Here is a 17,160-nt window from a genome sequence, read left to right on the forward strand (position 1 = left end):
CGCCAAATCCGGGTAATATTCCGCTTTACTTTCGCGGGCGTATTGCCCGGTGATTTGCATTAAACCTGACTATACTTAGCTCACTTTTGCGGTGAGCGACCGTCTGGTCTGTCTGAGACAAGTTTTCAAGGATTCGTAACGTGATTAGCGATATCAGAAAAGATGCTGAAGTACGCATGGAAAAATGCGTCGAAGCGTTCAAAACCCAAATCAGCAAAATACGCACGGGTCGTGCTTCTCCCAGCCTGCTGGATGGCATCGTCGTGGAATACTACGGCACGCCGACGCCGCTGCGTCAGCTGGCAAGCGTAACGGTAGAAGACTCACGTACTCTGAAAATCAACGTGTTCGACCGCTCTATGAGCCCGGCCGTTGAGAAAGCCATCATGGCTTCTGACCTCGGCCTGAACCCAAGCTCCGCGGGTACCGACATTCGCGTACCGCTGCCGCCGCTGACGGAAGAACGTCGTAAAGATCTGACCAAGATCGTACGCGCGGAAGCCGAGCAGGCTCGCGTGTCAGTACGTAACGTTCGTCGTGATGCCAACGACAAAGTCAAAGCGCTGCTGAAAGACAAAGAGATCAGCGAAGATGACGATCGCCGTTCTCAGGACGACGTGCAGAAAATGACTGACGCCGCCATTAAGAAAGTTGATGCGGCGCTGGCAGATAAAGAAGCGGAACTGATGCAGTTCTGATTTCCTGCTAAAGCGACTGCTGCGCATCACTGCTGATGGGCTGCGGTCGTCAAGTCTGAAACGCCGTACAGAAGACCGAACGCTTAGTTCCTGGGAATGAGTTAAACGGGTTGCCTTTAACGCTTGTTAAAGGCGATCTTGTGCAAAACCGTTCCCATATTACTGATGTGTAAGGGCTTGCTGGCGGCGTTTTTCTTTTTATCCTGTCTCAATTCTTCTGGACATCTCATGAAGCAATTAACCGTTCTCGGTTCGACCGGTTCAATTGGATGCAGCACGCTGGATGTGGTGCGCCATAACCCCGAACGCTTTTCCATCGCCGCGCTGGTCGCGGGGAAAAATGTCGACCGCATGGTTGAACAATGTCTGGAATTCTCCCCTGGCTACGCGGTCATGGACGATGCGCAAAGTGCGGATATGTTGCGCATCCGGCTACGTGAAAGCGGCAGCCGTACTGAAGTATTGAGCGGCCAGCAGGCTGCCGCTGACGTTGCTGCGATGGAGCACGTTGATCAGGTGATGGCCGCGATCGTGGGCGCCGCAGGACTGGTGCCGACGCTGGCGGCAATTCGTGCCGGTAAAACGGTGCTGCTGGCAAATAAAGAATCGCTGGTGACCTGCGGTCGTCTGTTCATGGATGCGGTGCAGCAGTCCGGCGCGCGTTTGTTGCCTGTAGATAGCGAACATAACGCTATTTTTCAGAGTATGCCGGTAACTGTTCAACATAATCTTGGATACGCTGATTTAACGCAGAATGGCGTTTCGTCGATTCTGCTGACCGGTTCGGGTGGTCCTTTCCGGGAGACGGCAATAGCCGACCTGGCTGCAATGACGCCAGATCAGGCCTGCCGCCATCCTAACTGGTCAATGGGACGCAAGATTTCCGTGGATTCCGCCACCATGATGAACAAGGGGCTGGAATATATCGAAGCCCGCTGGTTGTTCAATGCCTCGGCCCGGCAGATGGAAGTGCTGATTCACCCGCAGTCCGTGATCCATTCTATGGTGCGTTATCTTGACGGTAGCGTTATTGCGCAGCTTGGAGAACCAGACATGCGCACGCCTATCGCCCATACGATGGGGTGGCCAGAACGCCTCAATTCCGGTGTACCAGCGTTAGATTTCTGCCAGTTGAGTCACCTGAGCTTTTCCGCGCCGGATTATGGACGTTACCCCTGTCTGAAACTGGCGATGGATGCATTTGAGCTTGGTCAGGCGGCGACTACGGCGCTGAATGCGGCCAATGAAATCTCCGTGGCCGCCTTCCTGGCGCAAGAGATTCGCTTCACTGATATTGCTGCGATCAACCAGGCCGTGCTGGATCGACTGGCGCTGGATGAACCTCAAAGCATTGAGGAAGTGCTGGCCATTGACGCCCATGCCAGGGTGAGCGCACAGCAACAGATTAAACATCTGATAACGCGGGTCTGAACCTCAGCGGCACGCTGTGATATTTGTGGGCGCTGGGCTTCGGTGATATAGTCTGCGCCACCCAATCGTTGCATATTGCTGTAATAGATTGCGGTGGCCGTGGAAAAACACGGCTTTTTTGCGTAAAGCTTTTGGTTGTTCTCTGCGATTAGCTGCAGCTTCGGCACTGGATAAAAATGCGTATACAGCGCTGACCTGTTGCTTGCGTTTAGTGGCTTGGCTAATCCTTATTATGGACTTAAAACGCATATATGTTGTCTGCTAATCACACTGTCAGCGAAGGGTCGCTTGCTCATGGCTGCCGTCATGTCGCCATTATTATGGATGGCAACGGTCGTTGGGCTAAGCAACAAGGAAAAATTCGCGCATTCGGCCATAAAGCCGGGGCGAAATCGGTTCGTCGTGCCGTTTCTTTCGCGGCGAACAATGGTATTGAAGCGTTGACGCTATACGCATTCAGCAGTGAGAACTGGAACCGTCCCGCGCAGGAAGTCACGGCATTGATGGAACTGTTTGTCTGGGCACTGGATAGCGAAGTCAAAAGTTTGCACCGGCACAACGTCCGCTTGCGGATCATCGGCGACACAACGCGTTTTAATTCCCGTCTACAGGAACGTATCCGTAAAGCGGAAGCGTTGACGGAAAACAACACGGGCTTAACGCTGAATATTGCAGCGAACTATGGTGGGCGCTGGGATATTACTCAGGGTGTCCGCCAACTGGCTGAACAGGTACAGAAAGGGTTACTTCAGCCCGCACAGATAACCGAAGACATGCTGAGTCAGCAGGTCTGTATGCATGAGCTGGCACCTGTAGATTTAGTTATTAGGACCGGGGGAGAGCATCGCATCAGTAATTTTTTGATTTGGCAAATTGCCTATGCCGAACTTTACTTTACCGATGTTCTTTGGCCCGATTTTGCTGAACAGGACTTTGAAGGTGCACTCCATGCCTTTGTTAATCGAGAGCGTCGTTTCGGCGGCACTGAGCCGGGTGGCAATCATGCCTGATGGGGGTCACTTTTGCTGAAGTATCGCCTGATATCGGCTTTGGTCTTAATTCCCGCGGTGATTGCGGCGCTTTTTCTGTTGCCGCCGGCGGGTTTCGCTATTGTCACGCTGGTTGTCTGCATGCTCGCTGCGTGGGAATGGGGACAATTTAGCGGTTTCACTTCTACCTCACAACGCATCTGGCTGGCGCTGCTTTGCGGCTTGCTGTTAGCGTTGATGCTTTTCCTGATGCCAGAATACCACTATGACGTTCATCAACCTTTGGTTGAGGGATCGCTGTGGGCATCGTTTGGCTGGTGGATTGTGGCGCTGTTGCTGGTGCTGTCTTACCCGGCATCGGCTGCATTCTGGCGAAACTCAAAAGTTCTGCGCCTTATCTTCGGCATTCTGACTATCGTTCCCTTTTTCTGGGGCATGCTGGCGCTGCGCGCATGGCACTATGCCGATAATCACTACAGCGGCGCGCTGTGGCTGCTGTACGTGATGATTCTTGTCTGGGGTGCCGATTCCGGTGCCTATATGTTTGGCAAGCTGTTCGGTAAGCACAAGCTGGCACCGAAGGTGTCTCCGGGGAAAACCTGGCAGGGTTTCTTCGGTGGCCTGGTGACCGCCGCAGTGATCTCCTGGGCCTACGGTCTGTGGGCAAATCTCGATGTGACCCCAACGGTACTGCTGATTTGTTCGGTGGTAGCCGCGCTGGCATCAGTACTGGGTGACCTGACAGAGAGTATGTTTAAGCGAGAGGCCGGCATTAAGGATAGCGGTCATCTGATTCCCGGACACGGTGGAATACTGGATCGTATCGATAGCCTGACGGCGGCGGTACCGGTGTTCGCCTGTCTGCTATTGTTGGTCTTCAGGACGATTTGACGGAAGGTTTTATGCTAAGCGTACTCTGGAATTTGGCTGCCTTTATCATTGCGCTGGGCGTATTGATCACCGTGCATGAGTTTGGTCATTTCTGGGTGGCTCGTCGCTGTGGCGTTCGCGTTGAACGCTTCTCCATTGGCTTTGGCAAAGCGTTATGGCGACGCTACGACAAGCAGGGGACTGAATTCGTCATTGCGCTTATCCCACTCGGTGGCTACGTCAAGATGCTCGACGAACGCGTCGAGCCGGTGGCACCGGAGATGCGCCACTACGCGTTTAACAATAAAACCGTAGGCCAGCGGGCGGCGGTGATCGCCGCCGGGCCTATCGCCAACTTCATTTTTGCCATCTTTGCCTACTGGCTGGTCTTCATCATCGGCGTCCCCGGCGTTCGCCCTGTCGTTGGCGAAATAGTACCCGATTCGATTGCTGCACACGCACAAATTGCAAAAGGAACGGAACTTAAAGCGATAGATGGCATCGAAACGCCTGATTGGGATGCCGTGCGTATGGCGCTGGTGACGAAGATTGGTGATGAGCAAACAATAGTTTCGGTCGCCCCTTTCGGCAGCAGCCAGCGTCAGGATAAAATCCTCGATCTGCGACACTGGGCTTTCGAGCCGGATAAACAAGATCCGGTGACGTCGTTAGGTATTCAGCCTCGTAGCGCGCAGATTGATACGGTGCTGGCTGAAGTACAGGCAAACTCGGCTGCGAAGAAGGCTGGTTTGCAAGCGGGCGACAGGATCGTTAAAGTCGATGGTCAGCCGTTAACGCAGTGGATGATGTTCGTTAATCTGGTGCGTGACAACCCAGGCAAGGCGCTGGTGTTGGACATTGAGCGACAGGGGACACCCTTATCTGTTACGCTGACGCCGGATACGAAGTCCGCGAAAGGTAAGGCTGAAGGGTTTGCAGGAGTGGTACCAAAGGTCATTCCGCTGCCCGATGAATATAAGACAGTGCGTCAGTATGGGCCGTTTGCGGCCATTGCTGAAGCCACGGATAAAACCTGGCAACTGATGTCGTTGACGGTCAGGATGTTGGGTAAATTGATAACCGGTGATGTCAAACTGAACAACCTCAGCGGGCCGATTTCTATCGCCCAGGGGGCTGGAATGTCAGCGGAGTTTGGGTTGATTTATTATCTGATGTTCCTCGCGCTGATTAGCGTGAACCTCGGGATAATCAATCTGTTCCCGCTTCCCGTCCTGGACGGGGGGCACCTGCTGTTTTTGGCAATTGAAAAGCTGAAGGGCGGGCCGGTATCCGAGCGAGTTCAAGACTTTAGTTATCGCATTGGCTCAATACTGCTGGTGTTGTTAATGGGGCTTGCACTTTTCAATGATTTCTCTCGGTTGTAAGAGAGTTTGTTAGGAAGAACGCATAATAACGATGGCGATGAAAAAGTTGCTCATAGCGTCGCTGCTGTTTAGCAGCGCAACCGTATACGGTGCTGAAGGGTTCGTGGTGAAGGACATTCATTTCGAAGGCTTGCAGCGTGTCGCTGTTGGTGCGGCCCTCCTCAGTATGCCAGTGCGTCCTGGCGATACGGTAACCGATGATGATATCAGTAACACCATCCGTGCTCTGTTTGCCACTGGCAACTTTGAGGACGTTCGCGTCCTGCGCGATGGTGATACCCTGTTGGTGCAGGTGAAAGAGCGCCCAACGATTGCCAGCATCACCTTCTCCGGTAACAAATCGGTGAAGGATGACATGCTCAAGCAAAACCTTGAGGCATCCGGTGTTCGTGTCGGGGAATCTCTTGACCGCACGACGCTTGCTGATATCGAGAAAGGGCTGGAAGATTTCTACTACAGCGTCGGTAAATACAGCGCCAGCGTAAAAGCTGTCGTCACGCCGCTGCCACGTAACCGTGTCGACCTGAAACTGGTGTTCCAGGAAGGCGTTTCGGCGAAAATCCAGCAGATTAACATTGTCGGTAACCATGCATTCAGCACCGATGAACTGATCTCAACATTCCAACTGCGTGATGAAGTACCGTGGTGGAACGTGGTCGGCGACCGTAAATACCAGAAACAGAAACTGGCAGGGGATCTCGAAACTCTGCGCAGCTACTATCTGGATCGCGGTTATGCACGTTTCAACATCGACTCCACGCAGGTGAGCCTGACGCCAGATAAAAAAGGCATCTACATCACCGTCAACATTACAGAAGGCGATCAGTACAAGCTTTCTGGTGTGCAGGTGACGGGCGATCTGGCAGGCCATTCGGCGGAAATCGAAGCCTTGACCAAGGTGGAGCCGGGCGAGCTGTATAACGGCGCCAAAGTGACCAAAATGGAGAATGATATTAAGAAACTCCTCGGTCGCTACGGTTACGCCTATCCGCGCGTACAGTCCCAGCCGGAAATCAACGACACCGATAAGACCGTGAAGCTGCACGTCAATGTTGATGCGGGCAACCGCTACTACGTGCGTAAAATTCGCTTCGAAGGCAACGACACCTCAAAAGACTCCGTTCTGCGTCGCGAAATGCGTCAGATGGAAGGGGCCTGGCTGGGTAGCGATATGGTCGATCAGGGTAAAGATCGTCTGAATCGCTTAGGCTACTTTGAAACGGTAGATACCGATACGCAGCGCGTACCAGGTAGCCCGGATCAGGTTGATGTCGTCTATAAGGTCAAAGAACGTAACACCGGTAGCTTCAACTTCGGTATCGGTTACGGTACGGAAAGTGGCGTAAGCTTCCAGGCTGGCGTTCAGCAGGACAACTGGTTAGGTACCGGCTATTCCGTTGGAATTAACGGCACCAAAAACGATTATCAGACCTATACTGAACTGTCGGTAACCAACCCGTATTTCACCGTGGATGGCGTGAGCCTCGGTGGTCGTATCTTCTATAACGACTTCGACGCGAACGATGCGGACCTGTCTGACTATACCAACAAAAGCTATGGTACAGATGTCACGCTGGGCTTCCCGGTTAACGAATACAACACCCTGCGTGCAGGCTTGGGTTATGTCCATAACTCCTTGTCCAACATGCAACCGCAGGTGTCGATGTGGCGTTACCTGAACTCAATGGGTCAGAACCCGGGCACGACGGATGATAACAACTCATTCAGCGCGAACGACTTCACCTTCAACTACGGGTGGACCTATAACAAACTCGACCGCGGCTTCTTCCCGACGGAAGGTTCGCGAGTCAACCTGAATGGTAAAGTGACCATTCCAGGTTCTGATAACGAATACTACAAAGCCACGCTGGATACCGCGACCTACGTGCCGATCGATAACGACCACAAGTGGGTTGTTCTGGGACGTACTCGCTTCGGTTATGGCGACGGTATTGGCGGTAAAGAAATGCCGTTCTACGAGAACTTCTACGCCGGTGGTTCAAGCACCGTACGTGGGTTCCAGTCGAACACCATTGGCCCGAAAGCGGTATATTTCCCGGCCAGCAATCGTCATGATGACGATGACAACTATGACAGCAACTGTAAGAGCACTGAATCTGCGCCGTGTAAATCGGATGATGCGGTGGGCGGTAACGCCATGGCCGTGGCCAGCCTTGAGCTGATCACCCCGACACCGTTTATCAGTGATAAGTATGCTAACTCGGTCCGTACCTCGTTCTTCTGGGATATGGGTACCGTGTGGGATACACATTGGGATTCAAGCGCTTACGCGGGTTATCCGGATTACGGTGACCCGAGCAACATCCGTATGTCCGCCGGTATTGCGGTACAGTGGATGTCGCCGTTGGGGCCGTTGGTCTTCTCCTACGCCCAACCGTTTAAAAAGTACGAGGGAGACAAAGCCGAGCAGTTCCAGTTTAACATTGGTAAAACCTGGTAATTGTGGGCAGCAAAGGAATGTAAGTGCAGTATAGCGCTGACTTTAGGCGATAACCGTGGTTATCGCCTGGCCACGCAAATAACGGTACCCCTGGGTACTCATGGGATGGTAAGGAGTTAATTGTGAAAAAGTGGTTATTAGCTGCAGGTCTGGGTTTGGCAATGGTAACTTCCGCGCAGGCGGCAGATAAAATTGCAATGGTTAACATGAACAGCCTGTTCCAACAGGTAGCCCAGAAAACGGGTGTTTCTAATACGCTGGAAAACGAGTTCAAAGGCCGCGCAAGCGAGCTGCAGCGTATGGAAGGCGACCTGCAGTCCAAAATGCAGCGTCTGCAGTCTATGAAGCCGGGTGCCGACCGTACCAAGCTGGAAAAAGACGTTATGGCTCAGCGCCAGACTTTCTCTCAAAAAGCACAGTCTTTTGAGCAGGATCGTTCACGTCGTTCCAACGAAGAACGTGGCAAACTGGTTAACCGTATCCAGACCGCTGTGAAAAGCGTAGCGAGCAGCCAGAGCATCGACCTGGTTGTTGATTCTAATGCCGTTGCATACAACAGCAGCGATGTGAAAGACATCACCGCTGATGTGCTGAAACAGGTTAAATAAGTAATGCCTTCAATTCGACTGGCTGATCTTGCGCAGCAGTTGGATGCAGAATTACACGGTGATGGCGATATCGTCATCACCGGTGTTGCGTCCATGCAGACTGCCAAAGCAGGCCATATTACGTTCATGGTAAATCCTAAATACCGTGAACACCTGGCCGCATGCCAGGCTTCTGCCGTCGTGATGACGCAGGAAGATTTACCCTTTGCCCAAGGCGCAGCGTTGGTAGTGCGTAACCCCTACCTGACTTACGCGCGTATGGCTCAAATTCTGGATACTACGCCGCAGCCGGCGCAGAATATCGCGCCCAGCGCGGTGATTGATAGCACGGCGAAGCTAGGTAAAAACGTTGCCATCGGTCCTAATGCCGTTATCGAATCTGATGTTGAGCTTGGCGATAACGTCGTGATTGGTGCCGGATGCTTCGTTGGTAAAAAGACCAAAATTGGCGCAGGCTCCCGTTTGTGGGCCAACGTGAGCATTTACCATGAGATTGAGATCGGTGAGAATTGCCTGATTCAGTCCAGTACGGTGATTGGCGCAGATGGCTTCGGCTATGCCAACGATCGTGGTAACTGGGTGAAGATCCCACAATTAGGTCGCGTGATTATTGGCGATCGTGTGGAGATTGGTGCCTGCACGACCATTGACCGTGGCGCGCTGGATGATACCGTCATCGGTAATGGCGTGATTATTGATAATCAGTGCCAGATTGCGCATAACGTTGTGATTGGCGACAATACGGCCGTTGCTGGTGGCGTAATCATGGCAGGCAGCCTGAAAATTGGCCGTTACTGCATGATTGGTGGCGCGAGCGTCATCAACGGGCACATGGAAATCTGCGATAAAGTCACCGTTACCGGAATGGGTATGGTGATGCGTCCTATTACCGAGCCTGGCGTCTATTCATCAGGTATTCCGCTGCAGCCGAACAAAGTCTGGCGTAAAACAGCAGCGTTGGTGATGAACATTGACGAGATAAGCAAACGCCTCAAATCAATCGAACGGAAGGTTAATCAGCAAGATTAGCGCCTCTGTTAACACACGGCATCATGTAAGCGATATCGTAACGGCGGTTACTGCTGACAACGATGTGGCCCAAGAGATGATGTGTAAAAATTTTCGGCCTGTTGCATTCATAAGATTGCAGCAGGCCGTGTTATTATTGCATTTTAGTATATTTAGACAGGAAGAGTATTTTGACTACTGAAACTCATACTCTGCATATTGAAGAGATTCTGGAACTTCTGCCTCACCGTTACCCGTTCCTGCTGGTAGACCGTGTGCTGGATTTTGAAGAAGGCCGTTTTCTGCGCGCAGTAAAAAATGTTTCTGTTAACGAGCCGTTTTTCCAGGGGCACTTCCCTGGTAAGCCGATTTTACCTGGCGTGTTAATTCTGGAAGCGATGGCTCAGGCCACCGGGATTCTGGCATTTAAAAGCGTGGGTAAACTCGAACCTGGCGAACTGTATTACTTCGCGGGGATTGATGAAGCGCGTTTCAAACGTCCGGTAGTACCTGGCGATCAGATGATTATGGAAGTCACTTTCGAGAAAACCCGCCGTGGCCTGACGCGTTTCAAAGGTGTGGCACTGGTTGACGGTAAAGTGGTTTGCGAAGCAACGATGATGTGTGCGCGTAGCCGGGAGGCCTGATACGTGATTGATAAAACCGCCTTTATTCATCCTACTGCCATTGTGGAAGAGGGCGCCATTATTGGTGCTAACGCTCACATTGGCCCGTTTTGTATTGTTGGTGCTCACGTCGAAATCGGCGAAGGTACCGTACTGAAGTCTCATGTTGTTGTTAACGGCCACACTAAAATTGGTCGTGATAACGAGATCTATCAGTTCGCTTCCATCGGTGAAGTTAACCAGGATTTGAAATACGCTGGTGAACCGACCCGGGTGGAAATTGGCGATCGCAACCGCATTCGCGAAAGCGTCACCATTCATCGCGGCACAGTACAGGGCGGTGGATTAACGAAGGTGGGCAGCGATAACTTGCTGATGATCAACGCGCACGTTGCACACGATTGCACGGTCGGCGACCGCTGTATTCTGGCGAATAACGCCACGCTGGCCGGGCATGTTTCACTGGATGATTTCGTTATCATCGGTGGCATGACCGCAGTGCATCAGTTCTGCATCATCGGCGCGCACGTCATGGTAGGCGGCTGTTCCGGCGTCGCACAGGACGTACCGCCGTTCGTGATTGCTCAGGGCAACCACGCGACGCCGTATGGCGTCAATATTGAAGGCCTGAAGCGCCGTGGCTTTAGCCGCGAAGCGATTACCGCAATTCGTAACGCCTATAAACTGCTGTATCGCAGCGGCAAAACGCTGGACGAAGCCAAACCGGAAATCGCCGAGCTGGCCGCTCAGCACCCTGAAGTACAGCCATTTGTCGATTTCTTCGCCCGTTCTACACGCGGCCTGATTCGTTAATGTCTGCACAGCGTCCCCTGACGATTGCCCTTGTCGCCGGAGAAACCTCCGGCGATATTCTTGGTGCAGGTCTGATCCGCGCGCTCAAAGCACGTATCCCCGATGCTCGCTTTGTTGGCGTGGCGGGACCACTTATGCAGGCCGAAGGCTGTGAAGCCTGGTACGAGATGGAAGAGCTGGCCGTGATGGGCATTGTTGAAGTGCTCGGACGACTGCGCCGCCTGCTGCATATTCGCGCCGACCTGACCCGACGATTTACCGAGCTGCAGCCCGATGTGTTCGTTGGGATTGATGCGCCTGATTTTAATATTACCCTTGAGGGTAACCTGAAAAAACAGGGCATCAGAACCATTCATTACGTCAGCCCGTCAGTGTGGGCATGGCGCCAAAAACGCGTTTTCAAAATTGGCAGAGCGACCGATCTGGTGCTGGCATTTCTGCCTTTCGAAAAAGCGTTTTATGACCGGTTTAACGTTCCCTGCCGGTTTATCGGCCACACCATGGCTGATGCGATGCCGCTGGATCCGGACAAAGACGCCGCACGTGACCGTTTAGGTATTGCCCGGGATGTCCACTGTCTGGCGCTGCTACCGGGAAGTCGTGGTGCTGAAGTGGAAATGCTCAGCGCCGACTTTCTGAAAACCGCGCAGATTTTACGCGAAGACTATCCCGACCTGCAGGTACTGGTACCACTGGTGAATGCGAAACGCCGGGAGCAGTTTGAACGCATTAAAGCGGAAACGGCACCGGATCTCACGGTACATCTGCTGGATGGACAAGCGCGTGATGCGATGATTGCCAGCGATGCGGCTCTGCTGGCCTCCGGTACCGCGGCACTGGAGTGTATGCTGGCGAAGTGCCCGATGGTCGTGGGCTATCGCATGAAGCCGTTTACCTTCTGGCTGGCGAAACGGTTGGTGAAAACCGACTATGTCTCCTTACCGAATCTGCTGGCCGGGCGGGAACTGGTGAAAGAACTGCTGCAGGACGAGTGCCAGCCGCAGTCGCTGGCCGATGCGCTGCGGCCGTTGCTGGCTGATGGCAAGACCAGCCATGACATGCACGACACCTTCCGGGCGCTGCATCAACAGATTCGTTGCAATGCCGATGAGCAGGCAGCGGACGCAGTACTGGAGCTAGCAAAATGATTGAGTTTGTTTACCCACATACCCACCTGGTGGCCGGCGTTGACGAAGTCGGCCGTGGGCCGTTGGTTGGCGCGGTGGTCACCGCTGCGGTGATCCTTGACCCGGAAAAGCCGATTGTGGGCCTCAACGACTCGAAAAAATTAAGCGAAAAGCGTCGACTGGCGCTGTTCGATGAAATCAAAGAAAAGGCACTGTGCTGGAGCCTGGGTCGCGCGGAACCCCATGAAATTGATGAGCTAAATATCCTTCATGCAACGATGCTGGCAATGCAGCGTGCCGTTGCTGGCCTGACTGTGGTGCCGGAGTTTGTGCTAATTGATGGCAACCGCTGCCCGTCGCTGCCGATACCTGCTCAGGCGGTGGTCAAAGGCGATAGTCGGGTGGCAGAAATCAGCGCAGCGTCTATTCTGGCTAAAGTCGTGCGCGATGCGGAAATGACCGCTTTGGATCTCGAATTTCCGCAATATGGCTTTGCACAGCATAAAGGCTATCCTACCGCTTTCCATCTGGAAAAACTGATCGAACATGGCGCAACCGAACACCATCGGCGTAGTTTTGGCCCGGTAAAACGCGCGCTGGGCCTTGCGTCCTGATTCTTGTGTCGAGAAATAAGTAAACCGGAATCTGAAGATGTCTGAACCACGTTTCGTCCACCTACGGGTGCATAGCGACTATTCTATGATCGATGGGCTGGCAAAAACCGGGCCGCTGGTGAAAAAGGCGGCCGCGCTTGGCATGCCTGCTCTGGCGATCACCGATTTTACTAACCTGTGTGGTCTGGTGAAGTTCTACGGCGCGGGACATGGCGCGGGACTGAAACCTATCGTCGGGGCGGATTTTCACGTCCAGAGCGAGCTGATGGGTGATGAGTTAACCGAATTAACCGTTCTGGCGGCCAACAATACCGGTTATCAGAACCTGACGCTGCTGATTTCCCGCGCCTATCAGCGTGGCTATGGCGCGCTGGGGCCTTATATTGATCGCGACTGGTTGATTGAACACCAGGAAGGGCTGATTTTGCTGTCCGGTGCCCGCAAAGGTGACGTCGGTATCAGCCTGATGCGTGGCAATATGCCGCTGGTCGAACAGTGCGTCGCTTTCTACGAAGAACATTTCCCGGACCGCTACTATCTGGAGCTTATCCGCACCGGCCGTGCCGATGAAGAGGCATATTTACATGCCGCTGTGCAGCTCGCCGAAGCGCGTGGGTTACCGGTTGTGGCCACCAATGACGTACGCTTTCTCGAAACCGGCGACTTCGATGCCCATGAGATCCGCGTCGCGATCCATGACGGTTTTACCCTTGATGATCCGAAACGCCCACGTAACTATTCGCCGCAGCAATATATGCGCAGCGAAGACGAAATGTGCGAGTTGTTCTCCGATATTCCCGAGGCGCTGGAAAATACCGTCGAAATAGCCAAGCGCTGCAACGTGACCGTGCGTTTAGGCGAATATTTCCTGCCGCAATTCCCGACAGGAGAGATGACGACGGAAGATTTTCTGGTCCTGAAATCGAAAGAAGGTCTGGAAGAGCGTCTGGAGTTCCTGTTCCCGGATCCGGCTGTCCGCGCGGAGAAACGTCCCGCCTATGATGAGCGTCTGGACATTGAGCTCCAGGTGATTAACCAGATGGGCTTCCCCGGCTACTTCCTGATCGTAATGGAGTTTATCCAGTGGTCGAAGGATAACGGCGTGCCGGTCGGGCCTGGTCGTGGTTCTGGTGCTGGCTCATTAGTTGCTTACGCCTTAAAGATCACCGATCTGGACCCGCTGGAGTTCGATCTACTGTTCGAACGTTTCCTCAACCCGGAACGTGTCTCAATGCCCGACTTTGACGTCGATTTCTGCATGGAGAAACGCGACCAGGTTATCGAACACGTGGCGGACATGTACGGTCGAGACGCGGTATCGCAGATCATTACCTTCGGTACGATGGCGGCGAAAGCGGTTATCCGTGACGTGGGGCGCGTGCTTGGCCACCCGTACGGGTTTGTTGATCGTATTTCAAAACTGGTGCCGCCAGACCCGGGTATGACGCTGGCGAAAGCCTTTGAGGCCGAGCCGCAGCTGCCGGAAATCTACGAAGCTGACGAAGAAGTCAAAGCGCTGATCGACATGGCGCGCAAACTGGAAGGCGTCACGCGTAACGCCGGTAAACATGCCGGGGGCGTGGTTATCGCGCCAACTAAAATTACCGATTTCGCCCCGCTGTACTGCGATGAAGCCGGGCTGCATCCGGTCACCCAGTTTGACAAAAACGACGTTGAATACGCCGGGCTGGTCAAGTTTGACTTCCTTGGTCTGCGTACGTTGACCATCATCAACTGGGCACTGGAGATGATCAACAAGCGGCGGGAGAAGCAAGGCGAAGCGCCGCTGGATATTGCGGCGATCCCGCTGGATGACAAGAAAAGCTTCGACATGCTGCAGCGCTCGGAAACCACCGCTGTGTTCCAGCTTGAATCGCGCGGCATGAAAGACCTGATCAAGCGTCTGCAGCCTGACTGCTTTGAAGATATGATCGCCCTGGTGGCGCTGTTCCGCCCCGGCCCTCTGCAATCGGGGATGGTCGATAACTTTATCGACCGTAAGCATGGCCGCGAGGAGATCTCTTACCCTGACGTACAGTGGCAGCATGAATGCCTGAAACCGGTGCTTGAGCCAACTTATGGCATCATCTTGTATCAGGAACAGGTCATGCAGATCGCCCAAGAGCTTTCTGGCTACACGTTGGGCGGCGCGGATATGCTGCGTCGTGCGATGGGTAAGAAAAAACCCGAAGAGATGGCCAAGCAGCGCGGGACCTTCGAGGATGGGGCGAAGAAAAACGGCGTCGACGGCGAGCTGGCGATGAAAATCTTCGACCTGGTGGAGAAATTTGCCGGTTATGGGTTTAACAAATCGCACTCGGCTGCCTACGCGCTGGTCTCCTATCAGACGCTGTGGTTAAAGGCGCACTATCCAGCCGAATTTATGGCGGCGGTTATGACCGCAGATATGGATAACACCGAGAAAGTGGTCGGGCTGGTGGATGAATGCTGGCGCATGGGGCTGAAAATCCTGCCGCCGGATATTAACTCCGGGCTGTACCATTTCCACGTCAATGACGACGGTGAGATAGTCTACGGCATCGGCGCAATTAAAGGCGTCGGCGAAGGCCCCATTGAAGCGATTATTGAAGCGCGTAACGAGGGCGGCTATTTCCGCGAGCTGTTCGACCTGTGCGCCCGTACCGACATCAAAAAACTGAACCGTCGGATACTGGAAAAATTGATTATGTCCGGGGCATTTGACCGCCTCGGTCCGCATCGTGCGGCGTTAATGAATTCGCTGAGTGATGCGCTGAAGGCCGCCGATCAACATGCGAAAGCCGAGGCGATTGGTCAGGCAGATATGTTCGGGGTGCTGGCAGAAGAGCCGGAACAGATCGAACAATCTTATGCCAACTGTCAGCCGTGGCCGGAGCAGGTGGTGCTGGATGGTGAAAGGGAAACGCTCGGTCTGTATCTGACGGGACACCCCATCAACCAGTATTTGAAAGAGATTGAGCGCTACGTGGGTGGCGTGAGACTCAAAGACATGCATCCGACCGATCGTGGTAAAGTGACCACGGCGGCGGGGCTCGTGATTGCCGCGCGGGTAATGGTCACCAAGCGCGGTAATCGTATCGGTATCTGTACGTTGGATGACCGTTCTGGGCGTCTGGAGGTGATGTTATTCACCGACGCGCTGGATAAATATCAGCAATTGCTGGAAAAAGACCGCATACTTATCGTCAGCGGACAGGTCAGCTTTGATGACTTTAGCGGGGGGCTTAAAATGACCGCCCGTGAAGTGATGGACATTGACGAAGCCCGGGAAAAATATGCTCGCGGGCTTGCTATCTCGCTGACGGACAGGCAAATTGATGACCAGCTTTTAAACCGACTCCGTCAGTCTCTGGAACCCCACCGTTCGGGAACTATTCCAGTACACCTCTATTATCAGAGGGCGGATGCACGCGCGCGGTTGCGTTTTGGCGCAACATGGCGCGTCTCTCCGAGCGATCGTTTACTCAACGATCTGCGTGGCCTTATCGGCTCGGAGCAGGTGGAACTGGAGTTTGACTAATACAGGAATACTATGAGTCTGAATTTCCTTGATTTTGAACAGCCGATTGCAGAGCTGGAAGCGAAAATCGATTCCCTGACTGCAGTAAGCCGTCAGGATGAGAAACTCGATATTAACATCGACGAAGAAGTGCATCGTCTGCGTGAGAAAAGCGTAGAACTGACGCGTAAAATCTTCGCCGATCTTGGTGCATGGCAGGTTGCTCAACTGGCTCGCCATCCACGTCGCCCGTACACCCTGGATTATGTCCGCCTGGCTTTCGACGAGTTTGACGAGCTGGCTGGTGACCGTGCTTACGCTGACGACAAAGCTATTGTCGGGGGCATTGCGCGTCTGGACGGGCGTCCGGTGATGATTATCGGCCATCAGAAAGGGCGCGAAACGAAAGAAAAAATTCGTCGCAACTTCGGGATGCCGGCACCGGAAGGCTACCGTAAAGCACTGCGTCTGATGGAGATGGCCGAGCGTTTTAAAATGCCGATCATCACCTTTATCGACACCCCAGGTGCTTACCCGGGCGTCGGCGCAGAAGAGCGCGGCCAGTCTGAAGCGATTGCTCGCAACCTGCGTGAAATGTCACGTCTGAGCGTTCCGGTCATCTGCACCGTGATTGGTGAAGGTGGCTCCGGTGGCGCACTGGCGATCGGCGTTGGCGACAAGGTCAACATGCTGCAGTACAGCACCTACTCGGTTATTTCACCGGAAGGCTGCGCGTCCATTCTGTGGAAAAGCGCCGATAAAGCTCCGCTGGCTGCCGAAGCAATGGGGATCGTGGCACCGCGTCTGAAAGAGCTGAAGCTTATTGACTCTATTATTCCGGAGCCGTTGGGCGGTGCGCATCGTAACCCGGAAGCCATCGCGGCAAGCCTGAAGGCGCAGCTGCTGGCCGATCTGGCGGATCTCGATACGCTGAGCGAAGAAGAGCTGTTAAACCGTCGCTATCAGCGCCTGATGAGCTACGGTTACGCCTGATAATCTCCCGGCTTAACGCATATAAGGGGTCGGATTTT

14 protein-coding genes are annotated in these 17,160 nt (G+C 53.7%); all 14 read left to right on the forward strand.

Translation table 11 applies throughout. The features are described from left to right. Nucleotides 1-140 precede the first annotated feature (140 nt). The 14 genes from frr (at nt 141) to accA (ending at nt 17,122) form a co-directional block, all read left to right on the forward strand. Nucleotides 141-698 (forward strand): ribosome recycling factor, encoded by a 558-nt coding sequence (gene frr / locus ACMYSO_RS18430; RefSeq protein WP_004858114.1) that lies wholly within the window; start codon nt 141-143, stop codon nt 696-698. 228 nt (nt 699-926) lie between these two features. Beyond that, nucleotides 927-2,129: a 1-deoxy-D-xylulose-5-phosphate reductoisomerase gene (gene ispC, locus ACMYSO_RS18435; RefSeq protein ID WP_434666609.1), complete on the forward strand. Its 1,203-nt coding sequence runs from the start codon at nt 927-929 to the stop codon at nt 2,127-2,129. A 251-nt stretch (nt 2,130-2,380) separates the two neighbouring features. Then, nucleotides 2,381-3,139, forward strand: a complete 759-nt coding sequence (gene ispU / locus ACMYSO_RS18440) for a (2E,6E)-farnesyl-diphosphate-specific ditrans,polycis-undecaprenyl-diphosphate synthase (protein WP_434666612.1) — start codon at nt 2,381-2,383, stop codon at nt 3,137-3,139. A gap of 12 nt (nt 3,140-3,151) precedes the next feature. Further along, on the forward strand, nt 3,152-4,009 hold the full coding sequence (gene cdsA / locus ACMYSO_RS18445) for a phosphatidate cytidylyltransferase (RefSeq protein WP_174509191.1): 858 nt from the start codon (nt 3,152-3,154) through the stop codon (nt 4,007-4,009). Between the two features lie 11 nt (nt 4,010-4,020). After that, nucleotides 4,021-5,373: a sigma E protease regulator RseP gene (gene rseP, locus ACMYSO_RS18450; protein WP_434666615.1), complete on the forward strand. Its 1,353-nt coding sequence runs from the start codon at nt 4,021-4,023 to the stop codon at nt 5,371-5,373. A gap of 31 nt (nt 5,374-5,404) precedes the next feature. Continuing rightward, nucleotides 5,405-7,834: an outer membrane protein assembly factor BamA gene (gene bamA / locus ACMYSO_RS18455; RefSeq protein WP_434666618.1), complete on the forward strand. Its 2,430-nt coding sequence runs from the start codon at nt 5,405-5,407 to the stop codon at nt 7,832-7,834. A 122-nt stretch (nt 7,835-7,956) separates the two neighbouring features. After that, nucleotides 7,957-8,442 (forward strand): molecular chaperone Skp, encoded by a 486-nt coding sequence (gene skp / locus ACMYSO_RS18460; protein ID WP_123757406.1) that lies wholly within the window; start codon nt 7,957-7,959, stop codon nt 8,440-8,442. 3 nt (nt 8,443-8,445) lie between these two features. Beyond that, entirely contained in the window at nt 8,446-9,471 is a 1,026-nt protein-coding gene (gene lpxD / locus ACMYSO_RS18465) for a UDP-3-O-(3-hydroxymyristoyl)glucosamine N-acyltransferase (protein ID WP_434666621.1), read from the forward strand. Nucleotides 9,472-9,641: 170 nt separating this feature from the next. Further along, nucleotides 9,642-10,097, forward strand: coding sequence for a 3-hydroxyacyl-ACP dehydratase FabZ (fabZ, locus tag ACMYSO_RS18470; protein ID WP_004858132.1), 456 nt, complete (start codon nt 9,642-9,644; stop codon nt 10,095-10,097). Nucleotides 10,098-10,100: 3 nt separating this feature from the next. Next, a complete protein-coding gene (lpxA, locus tag ACMYSO_RS18475) occupies nt 10,101-10,889 on the forward strand; it encodes an acyl-ACP--UDP-N-acetylglucosamine O-acyltransferase (protein WP_434586293.1) in 789 nt (262 codons plus the stop codon). Beyond that, the gene (lpxB, locus tag ACMYSO_RS18480) at nt 10,889-12,037 is read left to right on the forward strand and encodes a lipid-A-disaccharide synthase (RefSeq protein ID WP_434666623.1); all 1,149 of its coding nucleotides are present in this window, start codon (nt 10,889-10,891) and stop codon (nt 12,035-12,037) included. The genes lpxA and lpxB overlap by 1 nt, the downstream gene beginning before the upstream one ends. Then, nucleotides 12,034-12,630, forward strand: a complete 597-nt coding sequence (rnhB, locus tag ACMYSO_RS18485) for a ribonuclease HII (RefSeq protein ID WP_434586291.1) — start codon at nt 12,034-12,036, stop codon at nt 12,628-12,630. Before lpxB ends, rnhB begins: the two co-directional genes overlap by 4 nt. 37 nt (nt 12,631-12,667) lie before the next feature. Further along, nucleotides 12,668-16,150, forward strand: a complete 3,483-nt coding sequence (dnaE, locus tag ACMYSO_RS18490) for a DNA polymerase III subunit alpha (RefSeq protein WP_434666626.1) — start codon at nt 12,668-12,670, stop codon at nt 16,148-16,150. Between the two features lie 12 nt (nt 16,151-16,162). Then, nucleotides 16,163-17,122 carry an acetyl-CoA carboxylase carboxyl transferase subunit alpha gene (accA, locus tag ACMYSO_RS18495; protein WP_045859732.1) on the forward strand — a complete coding sequence of 320 codons (960 nt, stop codon included), beginning with the start codon at nt 16,163-16,165 and terminating at the stop codon, nt 17,120-17,122. The last annotated feature ends 38 nt before the right edge of the window (nt 17,123-17,160 follow it).

Origin of the sequence: Klebsiella sp. B345, assembly GCF_051131735.1 — a bacterium.
Classification (GTDB): domain Bacteria; phylum Pseudomonadota; class Gammaproteobacteria; order Enterobacterales; family Enterobacteriaceae; genus Klebsiella.

Excerpts from the sequence above, each read along its gene's own strand:
- lpxB (WP_434666623.1), top strand. The coding sequence starts at position 10,889 with ATGTCTGCACAGCGTCCCCTGACGATTGCCCTTGTCGCCGGAGAAACC.
- dnaE (WP_434666626.1), top strand. The coding sequence starts at position 12,668 with ATGTCTGAACCACGTTTCGTCCACCTACGGGTGCATAGCGACTATTCT.
- ispU (WP_434666612.1), top strand. The coding sequence starts at position 2,381 with ATGTTGTCTGCTAATCACACTGTCAGCGAAGGGTCGCTTGCTCATGGC.
- lpxD (WP_434666621.1), top strand. The coding sequence starts at position 8,446 with ATGCCTTCAATTCGACTGGCTGATCTTGCGCAGCAGTTGGATGCAGAA.
- ispC (WP_434666609.1), top strand. The coding sequence starts at position 927 with ATGAAGCAATTAACCGTTCTCGGTTCGACCGGTTCAATTGGATGCAGC.
- rnhB (WP_434586291.1), top strand. The coding sequence starts at position 12,034 with ATGATTGAGTTTGTTTACCCACATACCCACCTGGTGGCCGGCGTTGAC.
- rseP (WP_434666615.1), top strand. The coding sequence starts at position 4,021 with ATGCTAAGCGTACTCTGGAATTTGGCTGCCTTTATCATTGCGCTGGGC.
- accA (WP_045859732.1), top strand. The coding sequence starts at position 16,163 with ATGAGTCTGAATTTCCTTGATTTTGAACAGCCGATTGCAGAGCTGGAA.
- bamA (WP_434666618.1), top strand. The coding sequence starts at position 5,405 with ATGGCGATGAAAAAGTTGCTCATAGCGTCGCTGCTGTTTAGCAGCGCA.